At 68.0% G+C, this 14,191-nt stretch carries 14 protein-coding genes and 1 pseudogene; 5 read left to right on the forward strand and 10 right to left on the reverse strand.

Annotation, left to right across the window (positions count from 1 at the left end):
• The first annotated feature begins 5 nt into the window (after positions 1-5).
• Complete coding sequence (locus tag AB8619_RS12045; RefSeq protein WP_436792875.1) at positions 6-737, forward strand: hypothetical protein; 732 nt, start codon at positions 6-8, stop codon at positions 735-737.
• A gap of 15 nt (positions 738-752) precedes the next feature.
• Here AB8619_RS12045 and AB8619_RS12050 read toward each other — a convergent pair whose 3' ends face one another.
• The 5 genes from AB8619_RS12050 to AB8619_RS12070 all read right to left on the reverse strand — a co-directional run bounded on the left by AB8619_RS12050 (position 753) and on the right by AB8619_RS12070 (position 3,187).
• Positions 753-1,658: an alpha/beta fold hydrolase gene (locus AB8619_RS12050; RefSeq protein WP_436792876.1), complete on the reverse strand. Its 906-nt coding sequence runs from the start codon at positions 1,656-1,658 to the stop codon at positions 753-755.
• A 238-nt stretch (positions 1,659-1,896) separates the two neighbouring features.
• The gene (locus tag AB8619_RS12055) at positions 1,897-2,238 is read right to left on the reverse strand and encodes a hypothetical protein (RefSeq protein ID WP_436792877.1); all 342 of its coding nucleotides are present in this window, start codon (positions 2,236-2,238) and stop codon (positions 1,897-1,899) included.
• A 47-nt stretch (positions 2,239-2,285) separates the two neighbouring features.
• Complete coding sequence (locus AB8619_RS12060; RefSeq protein WP_436792878.1) at positions 2,286-2,675, reverse strand: AhpC/TSA family protein; 390 nt, start codon at positions 2,673-2,675, stop codon at positions 2,286-2,288.
• A gap of 27 nt (positions 2,676-2,702) precedes the next feature.
• Positions 2,703-2,840: a hypothetical protein gene (locus AB8619_RS12065; RefSeq protein ID WP_436792879.1), complete on the reverse strand. Its 138-nt coding sequence runs from the start codon at positions 2,838-2,840 to the stop codon at positions 2,703-2,705.
• A gap of 11 nt (positions 2,841-2,851) precedes the next feature.
• Positions 2,852-3,187, reverse strand: a complete 336-nt coding sequence (locus tag AB8619_RS12070; RefSeq protein WP_436792880.1) for an ArsR/SmtB family transcription factor — start codon at positions 3,185-3,187, stop codon at positions 2,852-2,854.
• A gap of 147 nt (positions 3,188-3,334) precedes the next feature.
• Here AB8619_RS12070 and AB8619_RS12075 point away from each other — a divergent pair.
• From AB8619_RS12075 to AB8619_RS12085, 3 genes and pseudogenes are all read left to right on the forward strand, one after another.
• Positions 3,335-5,129: pseudogene (locus AB8619_RS12075) on the forward strand (phosphoenolpyruvate carboxykinase (GTP)).
• Positions 5,126-6,805, forward strand: a complete 1,680-nt coding sequence (locus AB8619_RS12080) for a SulP family inorganic anion transporter (protein WP_436792881.1) — start codon at positions 5,126-5,128, stop codon at positions 6,803-6,805. The pseudogene AB8619_RS12075 and the gene AB8619_RS12080 overlap by 4 nt, the downstream one beginning before the upstream one ends.
• A gap of 160 nt (positions 6,806-6,965) precedes the next feature.
• Entirely contained in the window at positions 6,966-8,798 is a 1,833-nt protein-coding gene (locus AB8619_RS12085) for a flavin-containing monooxygenase (protein ID WP_436792882.1), read from the forward strand.
• A 10-nt stretch (positions 8,799-8,808) separates the two neighbouring features.
• Here the strand turns inward: AB8619_RS12085 and AB8619_RS12090 are convergent, their stop codons facing one another.
• The 5 genes from AB8619_RS12090 to AB8619_RS12110 form a co-directional block, all read right to left on the reverse strand.
• Positions 8,809-9,423 carry a DUF305 domain-containing protein gene (locus AB8619_RS12090; protein WP_436792883.1) on the reverse strand — a complete coding sequence of 205 codons (615 nt, stop codon included), beginning with the start codon at positions 9,421-9,423 and terminating at the stop codon, positions 8,809-8,811.
• Positions 9,420-10,322, reverse strand: a complete 903-nt coding sequence (locus AB8619_RS12095) for a YHYH protein (protein WP_436792884.1) — start codon at positions 10,320-10,322, stop codon at positions 9,420-9,422. The genes AB8619_RS12090 and AB8619_RS12095 overlap by 4 nt, the downstream gene beginning before the upstream one ends.
• Positions 10,323-10,422: 100 nt before the next feature.
• A complete protein-coding gene (locus AB8619_RS12100) occupies positions 10,423-10,878 on the reverse strand; it encodes a hypothetical protein (RefSeq protein ID WP_436792885.1) in 456 nt (151 codons plus the stop codon).
• A 65-nt stretch (positions 10,879-10,943) separates the two neighbouring features.
• Positions 10,944-12,167: a cytochrome P450 gene (locus AB8619_RS12105; RefSeq protein ID WP_436792886.1), complete on the reverse strand. Its 1,224-nt coding sequence runs from the start codon at positions 12,165-12,167 to the stop codon at positions 10,944-10,946.
• A complete protein-coding gene (locus AB8619_RS12110; RefSeq protein ID WP_436792887.1) occupies positions 12,160-12,750 on the reverse strand; it encodes a TetR/AcrR family transcriptional regulator in 591 nt (196 codons plus the stop codon). The genes AB8619_RS12105 and AB8619_RS12110 overlap by 8 nt, the downstream gene beginning before the upstream one ends.
• Positions 12,751-12,877: 127 nt before the next feature.
• On the opposite strand from AB8619_RS12110, the gene AB8619_RS12115 reads away from it, so the two are divergent.
• Positions 12,878-14,137 carry a cytochrome P450 gene (locus AB8619_RS12115; RefSeq protein WP_436792888.1) on the forward strand — a complete coding sequence of 420 codons (1,260 nt, stop codon included), beginning with the start codon at positions 12,878-12,880 and terminating at the stop codon, positions 14,135-14,137.
• The last annotated feature ends 54 nt before the right edge of the window (positions 14,138-14,191 follow it).

A 14,191-nucleotide genomic window follows, 5' to 3' on the forward strand; every position in this document is an offset into this window, starting at 1 on the left:
CCCGCATGCGATTCCGGCGGATCCTGTTCATCTTCGCGGCCCTGTCGCTCTTCGTCGCTGCATGCGGCGACGACGACAGCGACCCGGTCGCGTCTGACGACGTCCCGGTGGACGACGCGACCGACGACGCCGTCGACCCAGCAGAGAGCGGACCAGCGGACGGTGCCGGCGACGAGACCTCCACCCCGGTCGAGGACGTCGACACGTCCTGCTCCAACTCGGTCGAGGTCGTCAATGCCGAGGCCGAGACCGAGGTCACGGGGCTGGACGACGGCGCCATCGACGTCGCCTGGACGCTGTCGGAGGCTGGACCGCACCCCGCCAACACCGTCGACGACGACCAGAAGGCCAACCTCGCGTTCGCGACCTACGACATCCCCGCCGACGAGCAGTTCGGGCCGCGTATCCCGGTCGGGCCTCCGGGCGCTCCCGAGGGCGAACTGTTCGTGCAGATCTCCCTGTTCAATCCCGACGGGCCGATCGCCGTCGGCCAGACGTTCGTCGATCAGATCGACTTCGACGACGATCCGACGCTCGCCGACGGCAAGATCAACTTCTACGCCGCATACCTCGGGTCCGACCGCCTGCTGCCCGGCGACGTCACGGTCGAGATCACCGGACTGAGCGACGAGGAGATCTGCGTGTCGCTCGCAAGCGTCACCCAGACCGATCTGCAGACCTTCGTCGGATTCGACGGCGGCGTGGTGTTCGAGCGAGAGCAGTCGCTCGACGACTGAGCTCTGCCCTGGGTCTCAGCTCCGAAGGGATTCGGCGAAGGTCGCGGCGCTCAGTTCCGCGGGCACCGTCGAGTCGACGAACGCCGACACCAGTCGTGCGAACTTCCGCGGCGCGTGGTTGTGCGGGAAGTGGCCTGCGCCTTCGAAGATCTCGACCTGCGCATTCGGCAGGAGGTCGGCCGTCGCGTGCGCATGATGCAGCGGGATGATCGGGTCGCGGTCACCCCACACCACGAGCAACGGCAACTGTTCAGCGGTGAGGTAGAGGCGATCGGCAGCCGAGACCTTCTGTCCGGTGTGGTCGACCACCGAGCGAAGCGTCGACAGGAATGCCTTACGGGTCTTCGGGTCGGCGAGCGACTCGTACGACGCGAGCATCTGGGTCTCTTCGGGGCCGAGGTGGAAGCCGGCCATCTTCATCAGGCCGCGCACGCCGCCGATGATCGCCCGGATCGGATCCGCGGTGGCCGTCGCCAGGACGTAGCCCGAGCCAGGGAGTGCCAGCAGCTTGAGGAGCGACGACACCTGTCGGCCGAGCCCACCGCTGTCGACGAGCACCATGCGCTCGACCCGCTGGGGGAACTGGTAGGCGACCTGCATCACGACGCCGCCACCGAGCGACTGCCCGACGAAGGTGGCGCGCTCGTGGCCGAGCACGACCATGAGGTCGCGCAGGAACGACGCCTGGTTCCCGAGCGAGTAGTCGCCGCGGAACCGAGCCGAGTCGCCGTGACCGATCAGGTCCGGGGCGATGACGGTGTACTTCTCACCCAGGTCCTCCATCACGTCGAGCCACATGGCGGAGCTGCCGGCCATGCCATGGACCAAGACGAGCACCGGTGAGTCGACCGACGGACCCTCGAGGTAGCGGTATGCCATCGGATGCCCGTGGAGATCGATGGTGCGCAGCTCGGAAGTCACGGTCCCAGTGTGATCCAGTCGCCGGCCCGACACCCCATCACGATTCGATCCGGTCATCCGGCCACGTCTGTCCCGGCCAGGTCGGCAGCGCGCACCGCGTCGACGATGTACTTCTCGAACCCGACGAACGGGATCCGACGGACCTCGAGATCGCTCATCGTCGTCTCTCACCTATCAGCACCGCGATGGCTCGAGTCCAATGCCCGTAGGCAATCGCCTCAGTGGAGGAGGGTCGAGCTCATGTCGTCGACGACGGCACGGTCCGGGTCGTCCAGATCGCGAGACCGATGGCCCAGACACCGAGCGTCACGGCGGTGAGCACCATCGCCACGACCCAACGCCAGAGTTCGGCGAGCGCCGGGCCCGGCGTCTCGGTCGAGAGCGCCACCTCCACCGTGAGATAGCAGACGAACGCCACCCCGAGCACCGACCAGAGCCTCCAGCGACCGACTCGTCGTGCGAGCAGTCCCACCTCCTCCAGCAGGAGCCGCCACAGCGGGACGTCGCACGGCACCGGTCGTCGCTGGTCCTTGGCCATCGCCCGCCGAGCACCGAGGTACGCCGCGCCGAACAACAACATGCCCCCAATCTACGGGCGGGGCGTGTCGCGCAGGAGGCGACAGCGGGTCATTCGTCGGGCGACTCACCGTGAACGGCGGCGAGCAACTCGTCGACGCCGGGCCGGTCATCGGGGTCGGTCGATCGGAACACGTAGGCGACGCGGCCGTCGCGGCCGACGACCACGTCGCCGCCCAGCTGCAGCGTGTCCTCGACCGGCCGGCGGAAGCGGTGGCCGGCGAGGAGGAGCTTGGCGTAGGCGAGCCAGACCTTCGGGCCCCAGACCGAGCGCACCGAGCCCCGGCCGAACCCGTAGGCACGGTAGGACCCGCGGTCCTCGTCCACGAGCACGGTCAACGGAGCGAGACGCTCGCGTTGATAGGCCGCGACGTAGTCCGGCGCGCTGAAGCAGATGACGACGACCACGGCGTCGTCGAACTCCTCGAGACGACTGCGCACGGCAGTCGCATGCTCTTGACAAGGCAGTCAGTGCAGGTGTCGATGGAAGATCAACACCACCGGGCGACCGCGATGCTCGCGGAGATCCCACCGCCGATCGTCGGCGGTCGGGAGCCGGATGTCGGGGGCGGGGTCGCCGACCTGGAGAGGTGCGGTGGTTGCCATGGCGTGATGATTCAGCTGCGCTCGCCGGTGGCGAGTTCCTCGAGGAGTTCGCGTGTCTGGTTCAGGCTCGCACCGATGATCGTCTTCGCGACCTCGAGCAACTGGTGGATCTCGGGATCGACGACCTCGTAGAGGACCGTGGACCCGTCTCGTCTCGACCGCAGCACGTTCGCCCGCCGGAGGACGGCGAGTTGTTGGGAGAGGTGCGACGGCTCCAATCCGACGAGCGGGATCATCTCGTGCACGGGCATCTCGCCGTCGCGCAGGACCTCGAGGATCCGGATACGCGCGGGATGGCCGAGCGTCTTGAAGAACTCCGCCTTCACCTCGTAGATCGGGCGGTTCACCACAGACTCCCTTCGCCGGTCGGGTTTCGAGCGTACTGATCCGTCAGCACTCCGCTCGGACTCACTTCGTCGTCACTGTGTTCCGATGACATGATGGTTTTCGCAATTCATCATGTCACTAGACAGGCGCGAAAGGGAGTCCCGACGATGTCGACGAACGAAAAGCTGGAGCAGTGGGTGGCGGAGTGGACCGAGATCCTCCAGCCGGACTCTGTCGAATGGGCCGACGGGTCCGCCGAGGAATGGGACCGGCTGACGTCGCTTCTCGTCGAGTCGGGGTCGTTCACCCGCCTGGACGAAAGCAAGCGACCGAACTCCTTCCTCGCGCGATCGGAGCCCGGCGATGTCGCTCGCGTCGAGGACCGCACGTTCATCTGCAGCGAGCAGGCGTCGGATGCCGGGCCGACGAACAACTGGCGCGATCCGGCCACGATGAAGGAAGAGCTGCTGGCCCTGTACCGGGGCGCTATGCGGGGCCGCACGCTCTACGTGGTCCCCTTCTCGATGGGCCCCCTGGGCTCCCCCATCGCCCACATCGGCGTGCAGCTGACCGACTCGGCCTACGTGGTCACGAACATGCGGATCATGACCCGCATGGGACAGCCAGTCCTCGACGTCCTCGGCAGTGACGGCGAGTTCGTCCCGTGCATCCACTCCGTGGGATACCCCCTGGTCCTCGACGACGGCACGCAGCGGCCCGACGTGGCCTGGCCGTGCGACGCAGAGAACAAGTACATCAGCCACTTCCCCGAGACCCGGGAGATCTGGAGCTACGGCTCGGGCTACGGCGGCAATGCGCTGCTCGGCAAGAAGTGCTTCGCCCTCCGGATCGCATCGACCATGGCCCGTGCCGACGGCTGGCTGGCCGAACACATGCTGATCCTGGGGATCACGAACCCCGCCGGCGAGAAGTCGTACGTCGCCGCGGCGTTCCCGTCGGCATGCGGCAAGACGAACATGGCGATGATGATCCCGACGCTTCCGGGGTGGAAGGTCGAGACGATCGGCGACGACATCGCCTGGATGAAGTTCGGCGAAGACGGACGCCTCTATGCGATCAACCCGGAGGCCGGCTTCTTCGGCGTCGCCCCCGGAACGGGTCTCGACACCAACCCCAACGCGATCGAGTCGCTGCACGCCAACTCGATCTTCACCAACGTGGCCCTCACCGATGACGGCGACGTGTGGTGGGAAGGTCTGAGCGCTCCGCCAGCGTCCGCCATCGACTGGCAGGGGCAGGAGTGGACGCCGGAGAGCGACCGTCCGGCCGCGCACCCGAACGCCCGGTTCACCGCCCCGGCTTCGCAGTGCCCGTCCATCGCACCCGAGTGGGAGGACCCCGCGGGTGTTCCGATCTCGGCCATCCTCTTCGGTGGGCGACGGGCGACGAACGTCCCCTTGGTGACCGAGAGCTTCGACTGGGACCACGGCGTGTTCCTCGGCTCGGTCATGAGTTCGGAGACCACGGCCGCGCAGGCTGGAGCGGTCGGGAAGCTGCGCTTCGACCCGTTCGCGATGCTGCCGTTCTGCGGCTACAACATGGGCGACTACTTCCAGCACTGGCTCGACATCGGGCGGCGCGACGGTGCGGTGCTCCCGAAGCTGTTCCTGGTCAACTGGTTCCGACGCGACGAGGACGGTTCGTTCCTCTGGCCGGGGTTCGGTGACAACAGCCGCGTACTCGACTGGATCCTCGATCGAGCCGCCGGCGCCGAGAACTACACCGAGACGCCGATCGGTTCGAGTGCCCGCACCGGGGACGGTGGAGATCGACGACATCGACGTGACCGAGGACCAGCTCCGGACCTTGACCAGCGTCGACGCAGAACTCTGGCGAGCGGAGATCCCGCAGATCGAGAGCCACTACGAGGCCATCGGCATGAGCCTCCCCCAGGAACTCCTCCACCAACTCCGAGCGTTCGAGAAGCGACTCGCGGGGTGAGCACTCCATCGACAAGCGGAGCGCCGGCACTCCTGGGTGCGTTGCGCAGCCGCCTTCCCTCCACCGCCGACTACGGCGGTATCCGGGAGAGCTGGCGCTCCGACGTCGTCGCCGGCGTGACGGTGGGGATCGTCGCGCTGCCGCTCGCCTTGGCGTTCGGCATCACATCCGGACTCGGCGCATCCGCCGGATTGATCACGGCGATCGTCGCCGGCGTCGTCGCCGGCGTGTTCGGCGGGTCGCACGTACAGGTCTCGGGCCCCACCGGTGCGATGACCGTCGTGCTCGTGCCCGTGGTGGCGCGCCACGGCGCGGACGCGGTGTTGATCGTTGCCTTCATGGCCGGCGTCGTGATCGTCGCTGCCGGTCTCGCAGGCTTCGGTCGCTTCCTGGCCTTCGTTCCCTGGCCGGTCATCGAGGGTTTCACCGTCGGCATCGCGGTCATCATCTTCCTGCAGCAGGTCCCCGCCGGACTCGGCGTCGAGAAGCCCGACGGGGAGAACACTGCGCTCGTCGCGTGGCGCTCGTTCGGTGAGGTCGCCGCCGAGCCGTCCACCTGGTGGGCACTCGGCCTCGTCGTCGGGGTCGCGGTCCTGATGGGAGTTCTTCCCCGCATCCACACCGCGCTCCCCGCCTCCCTCGTCGCGGTCGTGGCAGCCACCGTGGCCGTTGCTCTCGCCGATGCCCCCGTGGCGCTCATCGGATCGCTCCCCGACTCGCTGCCGTCGCCGTCGATGAGCGCGTTCGACTTCGGTCTCGTCTCCCAGCTGTCCGGAGCGATCCTTGCCGTGGCGGTGCTGGGCGCACTCGAGAGCCTCCTGTCCGCCAAGGTCGCCGACGGCATGGCAGGAGTCGGACGTCACGACCCCAACCGCGAACTGGTCGGTCAGGGACTCGCCAACATGGTCTCGCCGATGTTCGGCGGCATGCCGGCAACCGGGGCGATCGCCCGGACGGCGGTCAACGTGCGAGCCGGAGCGCGGACTCGCGTCTCGTCCATCGTGCACGCCCTCGTCCTCATCTTCGTCGTCTACATCGGCGGGCAGGCCGTCGGACGGGTGCCGCTCCCGGCGCTCGCCGGCGTGCTCATGGTCACCGCCGTCCGCATGGTCGACGCACACGCGGTCCGAGCGATCAGTCGGACGACCCGGTCCGACGCGACCGTCCTCGTCATCACGGCACTGGTGACCATCGGATTCGACCTCATCCTCGCGGTCGAGGTGGGCATGGCCACCGCCGCCGTCCTGGCGCTACGACAGGTCGCTCGTGCTTCGACACCGGTGGAAGACCCGCTCCCGCTGCTCGACCGGGACACCGTCGACGAACTCCGCCGACTCCACATCGCCACCTATCGCCTCGACGGCAACCTGTTCTTCGGTGCAGTCCAGCGGTTCCTCGCCGCGCTCACGGAAGACCACGATGTGCGCGTCCTCATCCTGCGACTCCCGGATCTGAAACTCCTCGACGCGACCGGCGCACAGGCCATCGGCGAACTGATCGACGATCTCGAGGCCAAGGACATCACCGTCCTCCTGAAGGGCCCGAGCCCGGAACACCTCCGCATCCTGAACGAGGTGGGCTCGATCGGCAGGCTCGCCCACGAGAACCATCTCTTCGACGACCTCGACGCGGCGATCGCCCACGCTCGCCGCCACGCGACCGTCCCCACCAACTGAGGTCGGTCGCAGCCGAGGAGACGAACTCGACGCTCCACGCGTCGGGGGCCGACGGCTGTGACGTCGAGATTGCAGTGCAGACCCCGGACCGAACTGCTCAGCGGGACAACGCCTCCTCCGATGCACGACAATGCAGCGGCACAACGACACGGGGGACGCAATGACCACGACCGAACCGAAGCCGAGCGACGAACTCGACGGGGAACGACTGCGCGAGCGCTACCGCCTGGAGCGTGACAAGCGCCTCCGGGCCGACGGCAACGAGCAGTACATCGAGGTGACGGGTGACTTCGCCCGTTTCGTCGACGATCCGTATGCAGAACCGATGGAGCGCGAGCCGATCACCGACGAGGTCACGGCGATCTTCATCGGCGGCGGCTTCGGCGGGCTGGTGACCGGCGCCCGGTTGGCCGAGGCGGGCATCCCGGTCCGCATCATCGAGAAGGGCGGCGACTTCGGGGGTACCTGGTACTGGAACCGCTACCCCGGCGCCCAGTGCGACACCCACAGCTTCGTCTACATGCCGTTGCTCGAGGAGACCGGTCACGTCCCGACCGAGAAGTACGCGCACGGTCCGGAGATCCTCGAGCACTCCCGTCGTATCGGCACGCAGTTCGGCCTGTACGACGATGCCGTCTTCCAGACCGAGGTGACCGAACTGCGCTGGGACGACGACGCCAGCCGCTGGATCGTGCACACCAACCGGGGCGACGAGATGCGTGCCCAGTTCGTGCTCATGTGCACCGGCCCGCTGCATCGTCCCAAGCTCCCGGGGATCCCCGGCATCGAGTCCTTCGGCGGTCACGCCTTCCACACCAGCCGCTGGGACTACGACTACACCGGCGGCGACCCCGAAGGTGCGCCCATGACCGGCCTGGCCGACAAGCGCGTCGCGATCATCGGCACGGGCGCCACGTCGGTGCAGTGCATCCCCCACCTGGCCCGGTCGGCCGGCGAGCTGATCGTGTTCCAGCGCACCCCCAGCTCGATCGACGTGCGCAACAACGCGCCGACCGACATGGGGTGGTTCGAGAACGAGGTGCTCGAACCGGGTTGGCAGGACCGGTGGCTGCGGAACTTCACCGCCCACTTCACCCCGGGCACCATTCCCGAGGAGGACCTCGTCGGCGACGGATGGACCGACCTGACCCGCCGCATCCGCGACCGCATCTTCGAGATGTTCGCGTCCCCCGACGCAGCAGATCTCGGGCCGGACGCACTGATGGAGGCGTTCTTCGATGCCGACGACGAGAAGATGACCGAGATCCGCTCCCGGGTCGACGCCGTCGTCGGCGACGGCGGAACGGCCGAGGCGCTCAAGCCGTGGTTCCGCCAGTTGTGCAAGCGCCCCTGCTTCCACGACGAATATCTGCAGTCGTTCAACAACCCCAACGTCACGCTGGTCGACACCGATGGCAAGGGGGTCGAGCGGATCGACGAGACCGGCCTCTGGGTCGGCGGCGAGCACCACGAAGTCGACTGCATCATCTATGCCAGCGGCTTCGAGGTCGGCACCGAGTTCACCCGGCGGGCGGGCTTCGACGCCATCGGCCGGGACGGCGTCACGCTGTCCGAGCACTGGGATCCAGCCATGCGCACGCTGCACGGCATGCACGTCCACGGGTTCCCGAACCTGTTCCAGGTGGGTGCCGCCCAGGGTGCGGGGCTCATCGCCAACTACCCGCACAACCTCACGGAGGCCGGCGCGCACGTCGCGCACCTCATCCGCCACGTGTTGGACGAGGGCATCGAGCAGGTGGAGGCCACGGCCGAGGCAGAAGAGGCATGGCTCGACCTGCTCCGCAGCGGTGCCGCCACCGGCGGCTCGATCCTCGGGTCCACCGACTGCACACCCGGCTACTACAACAACGAGGGCAAGGGCTTCGACGAGAACTTCGTCGGCATGGGCTATCCCGGGGGTGCGCTCGCGTTCTTCGACCTCATGAAGCGCTGGCGCGACGCCGGCGACCTCGAGGGCCTCGACGTGCGATGACCTCGGCGAATCAGGCGTAGACCGTCGAGAGCAACAGGTCGTACTGCCCGATCTCGAAGGTCTGGACCTCGGCCTGGGTGCGGGCGAGACGGCGGACCTTGTCTGCGCGGACGAGTTCGACGGCCGCCTCGGCCATGTCGACACCGCCGACGTGATGCGCCCGCATGAGCTCGATCCACATCCGACCCTGCTCCATCCCCTCGGCCGAGGACAGCGCTCGCATCTCGTCGTCGGTCGCCAGACCGGGCATCATCGCCGCCGACATCCCGGCACCGTCGTTCATGCCCATCCACGCCATGACCGTCGTCGGCGAACTGGTCGACTCTCCCCAGTCAGCGAGCCAGGCTCGCATCATCCCGACCTCGATCGCCTGCGTCTGCAGCACCTCCGCCGCGGCGGCCTGGACCGGATCACCGGTGTCCCGTCCGAGCACGCGCTGGCACATCGTGAGCGCCTGCACATGATGCGTGCTCATGTCGGTGCAGAAGCCGACGTCGGCAGCGGTGGGCTCGGCCGACTCGTCGACGTCAGCGATCGCCGCGCCCAGCGCAGCACCGCCGGCCAGCCCGGCAACACCTGCCCCGACTGCGACCAGGAACCCGCGGCGCGAGGTGGTCGCCGTCACGGGCGACCGCCACCGCCGCCACCACCGGCAGCCGTGACGTCGACGACGCCGGAGTAGCAACCGAGGACGTAGGGGAACGTCGCGGTCGTGTAGTACGCGTAGTTGCCGTCGTCGTCGGTCCGACCGTTGCACTGGTCGAGGTCGCCGAGGCCTTCGACGTAGGTGTGAGCTGCCCAGGTGTCAGTGGCGAAGAGCGACTCGTCGGTCAGCTCCCACGACGAGGTGTACTGGTCGATCCCGGTGTAGATCGGGTAGCCGTCGAGGGCGTACCCGACGAGCTGCGGAGCGGCCGCTGCGTCCGCCGGCGTGATCAGGCAGTCGGTGTTCTCCGACGTCAGGATCTGGTGGATGTGGAAGCCGGTCGGGCCGTTGTGGCTTCCACATTCGGAGAGGGCGCCGACCAGCGAGAGGACGTCACCACCCGTGCCCTCGGTGGGCCCGTAGATGGGGACGCCGTTCAGCGCCACCGCTGCGGTGCCGAGTGCCGGCACATCGGTCACCTCGTCGGCCATGGTCGGCGTCGCGGGGATCGTGAACGTGTAGTCACCGGCTGCCGGCGACCCGGGCGACGTCTCGATGTAGGTGTAGTCCGGGATCCCGTTGCTGGTGATCACGACGTCGTCGCCTTCGCAGGTCGCGCTGACCTCCGGGTCGGCGAGGTCGGCGTTCGCCGAGCCGCTCGTCACGAACAACGCGGCCGTCTCGCCACAGCTCGATCCAGCGGCGACGGTGTCGCCGGTGGTGTCGTCGGTCGACGAGTCGTCGACGCTCGATGAGGTCGTCGACGTGTCTGCTGCGGACTCCGCGTCGTCGCTGCCGCATGCGGCGGCGAGCAACGCCAGCGCCACGAACGTCGAGGCGAGGGCACTGCGCACTCGAGGGCTGCGGGTCGATTTCATCATGGAGTCCTTCGTGGATCGGGACGGATACGGAGTGGATCGTCGCCGACCGTACGAAGCGCACCTGGGAGGTCCCTGGGAAGTCGCCGTGAACCGACCACTACGCGGGTTCGTCTGAACCGCTTCCGCCTTCACTTCGGCGACTCCGGAGTCTCCGGCTCCGTTCGCCCACCGACGCCGACGCCCGGCCGACCGAGTCGGCGAGACCCTGGAGCGGTGTCAGCGTCGTCGAGACCTGACCGATCGAGACCTCGAGCTTCTTGATCGTGGCGTCGAGCGACGCGAGCGTCGGAGCCAGAGATTCCAGGTTCCGAACCGGGGCGAGCACCTCGGTCAGCGTCTCCAGCGTGTCGCCGAGCGTGGCGAGGCGATCGAGGGTCTCACCGAGGTCGGCGAGCCGTTCCAGCGCGGGGACGACGGCGGCGATCTCGGCGAGCGTCTCGTCGAACGACGCGATCCTGGCGATGTCCGGGGCCAACTCACCGAGCTTGGCCAGCGACGGAGCGATGTTCGCCAACGCCACCAGGTTCTTCATCGGGTCCCGAGGGTCAGCCACGCGAGACCTCACCCGGTCGACATCGGCTCCGGTGCACACGAGACACGCCTCTCAGCGTGCCACCCTCAGCGAGTCCGGACCGGCAGGGTCGCGAGTTGGCGGGTCACGAACGTCTCGCGCCACGTCGGCTGCGGCTGTTCGAGCGCGAGCTCCGGGAAGCGGCGCAGGACGGTCGGGATGACGATCTGGCCTTCGAGGCGGCCGAGTGCCGCTCCGATGCAGAAGTGCACGCCCTTGCCGAACGCGAGGTGACCCAGGTCGCTGCGGTGGATGTCGAAGGTGTCGGGGTCGGCGAAGACCGCGGGATCGCGGTTGGCGGATCCCAGGAGCAACCGGACCGACGTCCCCGGCTGGATCATCGTGCCCGCGACCTCGACCGGTTCGGCCGGCCAACGACCGCCGCCGGACGCGACCTGGAGCGGACCGAGATAGCGCAAGATCTCCTCGATCGCCAGCGGCACGGCCGCCGGGTCTTCTCGCACCTCGTCAGCGGCCTCCGGGTGCTGCAGGAGCAGGAGGATGCCGGTGGAGATGAGGCTCATCGTGGTGTCGTGACCGGCGACGAGCAGGAGGACGATCATCGCGAGCAGTTCGTCGCGTGTGAGCTGCTCGCCGTCCTCCTCCGCTGCGATGAGGGCGGAGACCAGGTCGTCACCCGGGGCGCCTCGTCGAAGCTCCACGAGGTCGCCCGCCCACGCCAGGAACTCGTCGGCGGCACGGCCCGCGGCCTCGAGGACCTCGAAGTCGATCGGGAGTTCGTCGAAGGCCGTGATCGCCACCGTCCACTCGTGCAGCCGCTCGCGGTCGCCGTCGGGGACGTTGAGCAGTTCCGTGATCGCCATGATCGGGAACGGACCGGCGACCGCATCCATCAGATCGAACGACGACGCGCCGTCGACCTCGTCGAGCACCTCGTCGATCATGGCTTCGAGACGGGGACGCAGCGCCTCCACTCGTCGTGGCGAGAACGCCTTCGACACCAGACGTCGCACCCGCCCGTGTTGCGGCGAGTCGATGAACAACAGCGCGTTCTCGGAGATGAGCCGCATGGAGGCGGGCGCCATCGTGGCGAACACCTCGCGCCAGGGATTCGGGGTCGCCACCCCGAAGAGGTCGTCGCGCAGGACGCGATCGATGTCCTCGTAGCGGGAGAGCACCACCCCGACATCAGGATGTTCGAGGGCCGGCGCCTGTTCACGGAGCGCCCGGTACCAGGGAAACGGATCGCGTCGGAACGCCGGGTCTCGTGGATCCCAGTCCTGTACGGACAGCGACGGATGCTCAGACATCGGCGAGCACCTCGTCCGCCACGAACACCGGGCCGAGGGTCTGACGCAGGTAGTTCCGTCGTGTGGCGGGCGAGGGTTCGCCCCGGACACCCAGTGTCACCAACGAGGTGATGGTCCGAACGAGGAACTCGACGGCGACGTCCGGATCGAGGTCGGGTCGGATGGCGGGATCCTCGAGGAGTGGGCCCACGAAGTCGTGCAGCCGGGCGACGAGCGATTGCATGGCGTGATCCGACACCTCGCTTGTGATCAACGCGGGGCTGGTGACGAGTTCGTGGAGCACGGTCGCACTCTGCACCAGGTCGACGGCATCGAGCACCCCCTCGACGAGGAGGTCGACGACCGACCCACCGGCATCCGCACGCTTGACGAGTTCGGCCTGGAGGTCGTCGATCTCCGCCAGGGTGACGGCGAGCAGGAGATCGTTGCGGTCGCCGATGTGGCGGTACAACGTCGACCGAGCGACACCCGACACCGCGACGATGTCGTCCACGCTCGTCGAGGCGATGCCGAGCTCGCGGAAACACTCCGCGGCGCCTGCGATCGCACACGCACGTACCTCGTCGGCTGACCGGCGTCCCACGGCGACAGATCCTACGGCCAACTGAGACGAATGTCGCTTGACGTCCCAACTGCGGTGGCGGACACTCAATGGGACGATCTGGAGATTTCGTCCCAATCTGATCTCCCTATGAACAGGAACCGCGCCGATGTCCGAAGCCGACAACCTCGTCCTCCGGATCCTCCTGGACCCTGACCATCGGAAGAACCCGTATCCCCTCTACGAGGAGCTGCGGAACGTCGCGCCGGTCCACCACAGCTCGCTCGGAGCGACCTTCCTGACCCGGCACGCCGACTGTCAGCTCGTGCTCCGGGACCCTCGTTGCGGCAAACCCGACGCTGCCTGGGAAGCGAGGTTCCCGCCGCCGGCCGGCATCTTCACCGCTCGGCCGTCGATGGAGATCGGCGACGACGGCGAAGAGGTCCCCGCACTGGGACGATCGATGCTGACGCTCAATCCACCGGACCACACGCGGGTGCGCGGCCTGGTCTCGCGCGCCTTCACCCCGAAGCGGGTCGCCGGCCTCGAACCCGCCATCGTCCGCATGCTGGACGAGTTGCTCGACCCCATCGCCGAGCGCGGCGAAGCCGAGATCATGGGCGACCTGGCGTTCCGACTCCCGGTCGCGGTCATCGGCGAGCTCGTCGGGGTGCCGGAATCCGATCGCGACCAGTTCCGGGGCCTGGTGCGTACCGCGTCGGCGCTCGTGGAGCCGGTTGCGACTCCGGAGGTCGTGGCGGAAGCACAGGTCGCTGCGGGCACGATGCTCGAGTACTTCGAGGATCTGATCGCCGAGCGTCGCAAGCAACCGCAGGACGACCTCCTCTCCGCCCTCATCGCGGCCCGGGACGGCGACGATCGTCTCAGCGAGCTGGAGCTGCAGTCGACGGCCATCATCATCTTCCTCGCCGGGTTCGAGACCACGACGAACCTCATCGGCAACGGCCTCCACGCCCTCCTCACCGAGCCGGACGGCATCGGTCGTCTGCGGAGCGATGCAGCGCTCGACGACACCGCCATCGACGAGCTGCTTCGATGGGACTCACCGGTGCAACTCGATCTGCGGGTCACCTTCGAGGACGTCGAACTCCCCGGCGGCGAGGTGCTCGAGGCCGGCTCGCGGGTCGTGACCTTCCTCGGCGCTGCGAACCACGACCCGGCCGTGTTCACCGATCCGGGTCGGATGGACCTGGGACGCACCGATTCGCCCATCCTGAGCTTCGCCGTCGGACCGCACTACTGCCTGGGCGCCAGCCTCGCCCGAGCCGAAGGCCGGCTGGTGCTCCGTGGCCTGCTCGACCGGTTCTCCGACATCGAACTCCTCGATGACGACCCGCCACGGCGGACCGGCTTCACCCTGCGTGGGTTCGACGAGCTGCCGGTGCGGGTCAGGACCACGGGCCGCTGAACCACCAGACGTTGATCCCGGCGGGGGTGGCCTAGCCTCCGCACGAGCACTGGG

Source organism: Actinospongiicola halichondriae, assembly GCF_049103745.1.
Taxonomy (GTDB): Bacteria; Actinomycetota; Acidimicrobiia; order Acidimicrobiales; family Salinilacustritrichaceae; genus Salinilacustrithrix; species Salinilacustrithrix halichondriae.

Bases quoted from the DNA above. Each gene is read 5' to 3' on its own strand.
- AB8619_RS12045 (WP_436792875.1), top strand. From the start codon at position 6: ATGCGATTCCGGCGGATCCTGTTCATCTTCGCGGCCCTGTCGCTCTTC.
- AB8619_RS12065 (WP_436792879.1), bottom strand. From the start codon at position 2,840: ATGGCAACCACCGCACCTCTCCAGGTCGGCGACCCCGCCCCCGACATC.
- AB8619_RS12095 (WP_436792884.1), bottom strand. From the start codon at position 10,322: ATGAAATCGACCCGCAGCCCTCGAGTGCGCAGTGCCCTCGCCTCGACG.
- AB8619_RS12105 (WP_436792886.1), bottom strand. From the start codon at position 12,167: ATGTCTGAGCATCCGTCGCTGTCCGTACAGGACTGGGATCCACGAGAC.
- AB8619_RS12115 (WP_436792888.1), top strand. From the start codon at position 12,878: ATGTCCGAAGCCGACAACCTCGTCCTCCGGATCCTCCTGGACCCTGAC.
- AB8619_RS12055 (WP_436792877.1), bottom strand. From the start codon at position 2,238: ATGTTGTTGTTCGGCGCGGCGTACCTCGGTGCTCGGCGGGCGATGGCC.
- AB8619_RS12085 (WP_436792882.1), top strand. From the start codon at position 6,966: ATGACCACGACCGAACCGAAGCCGAGCGACGAACTCGACGGGGAACGA.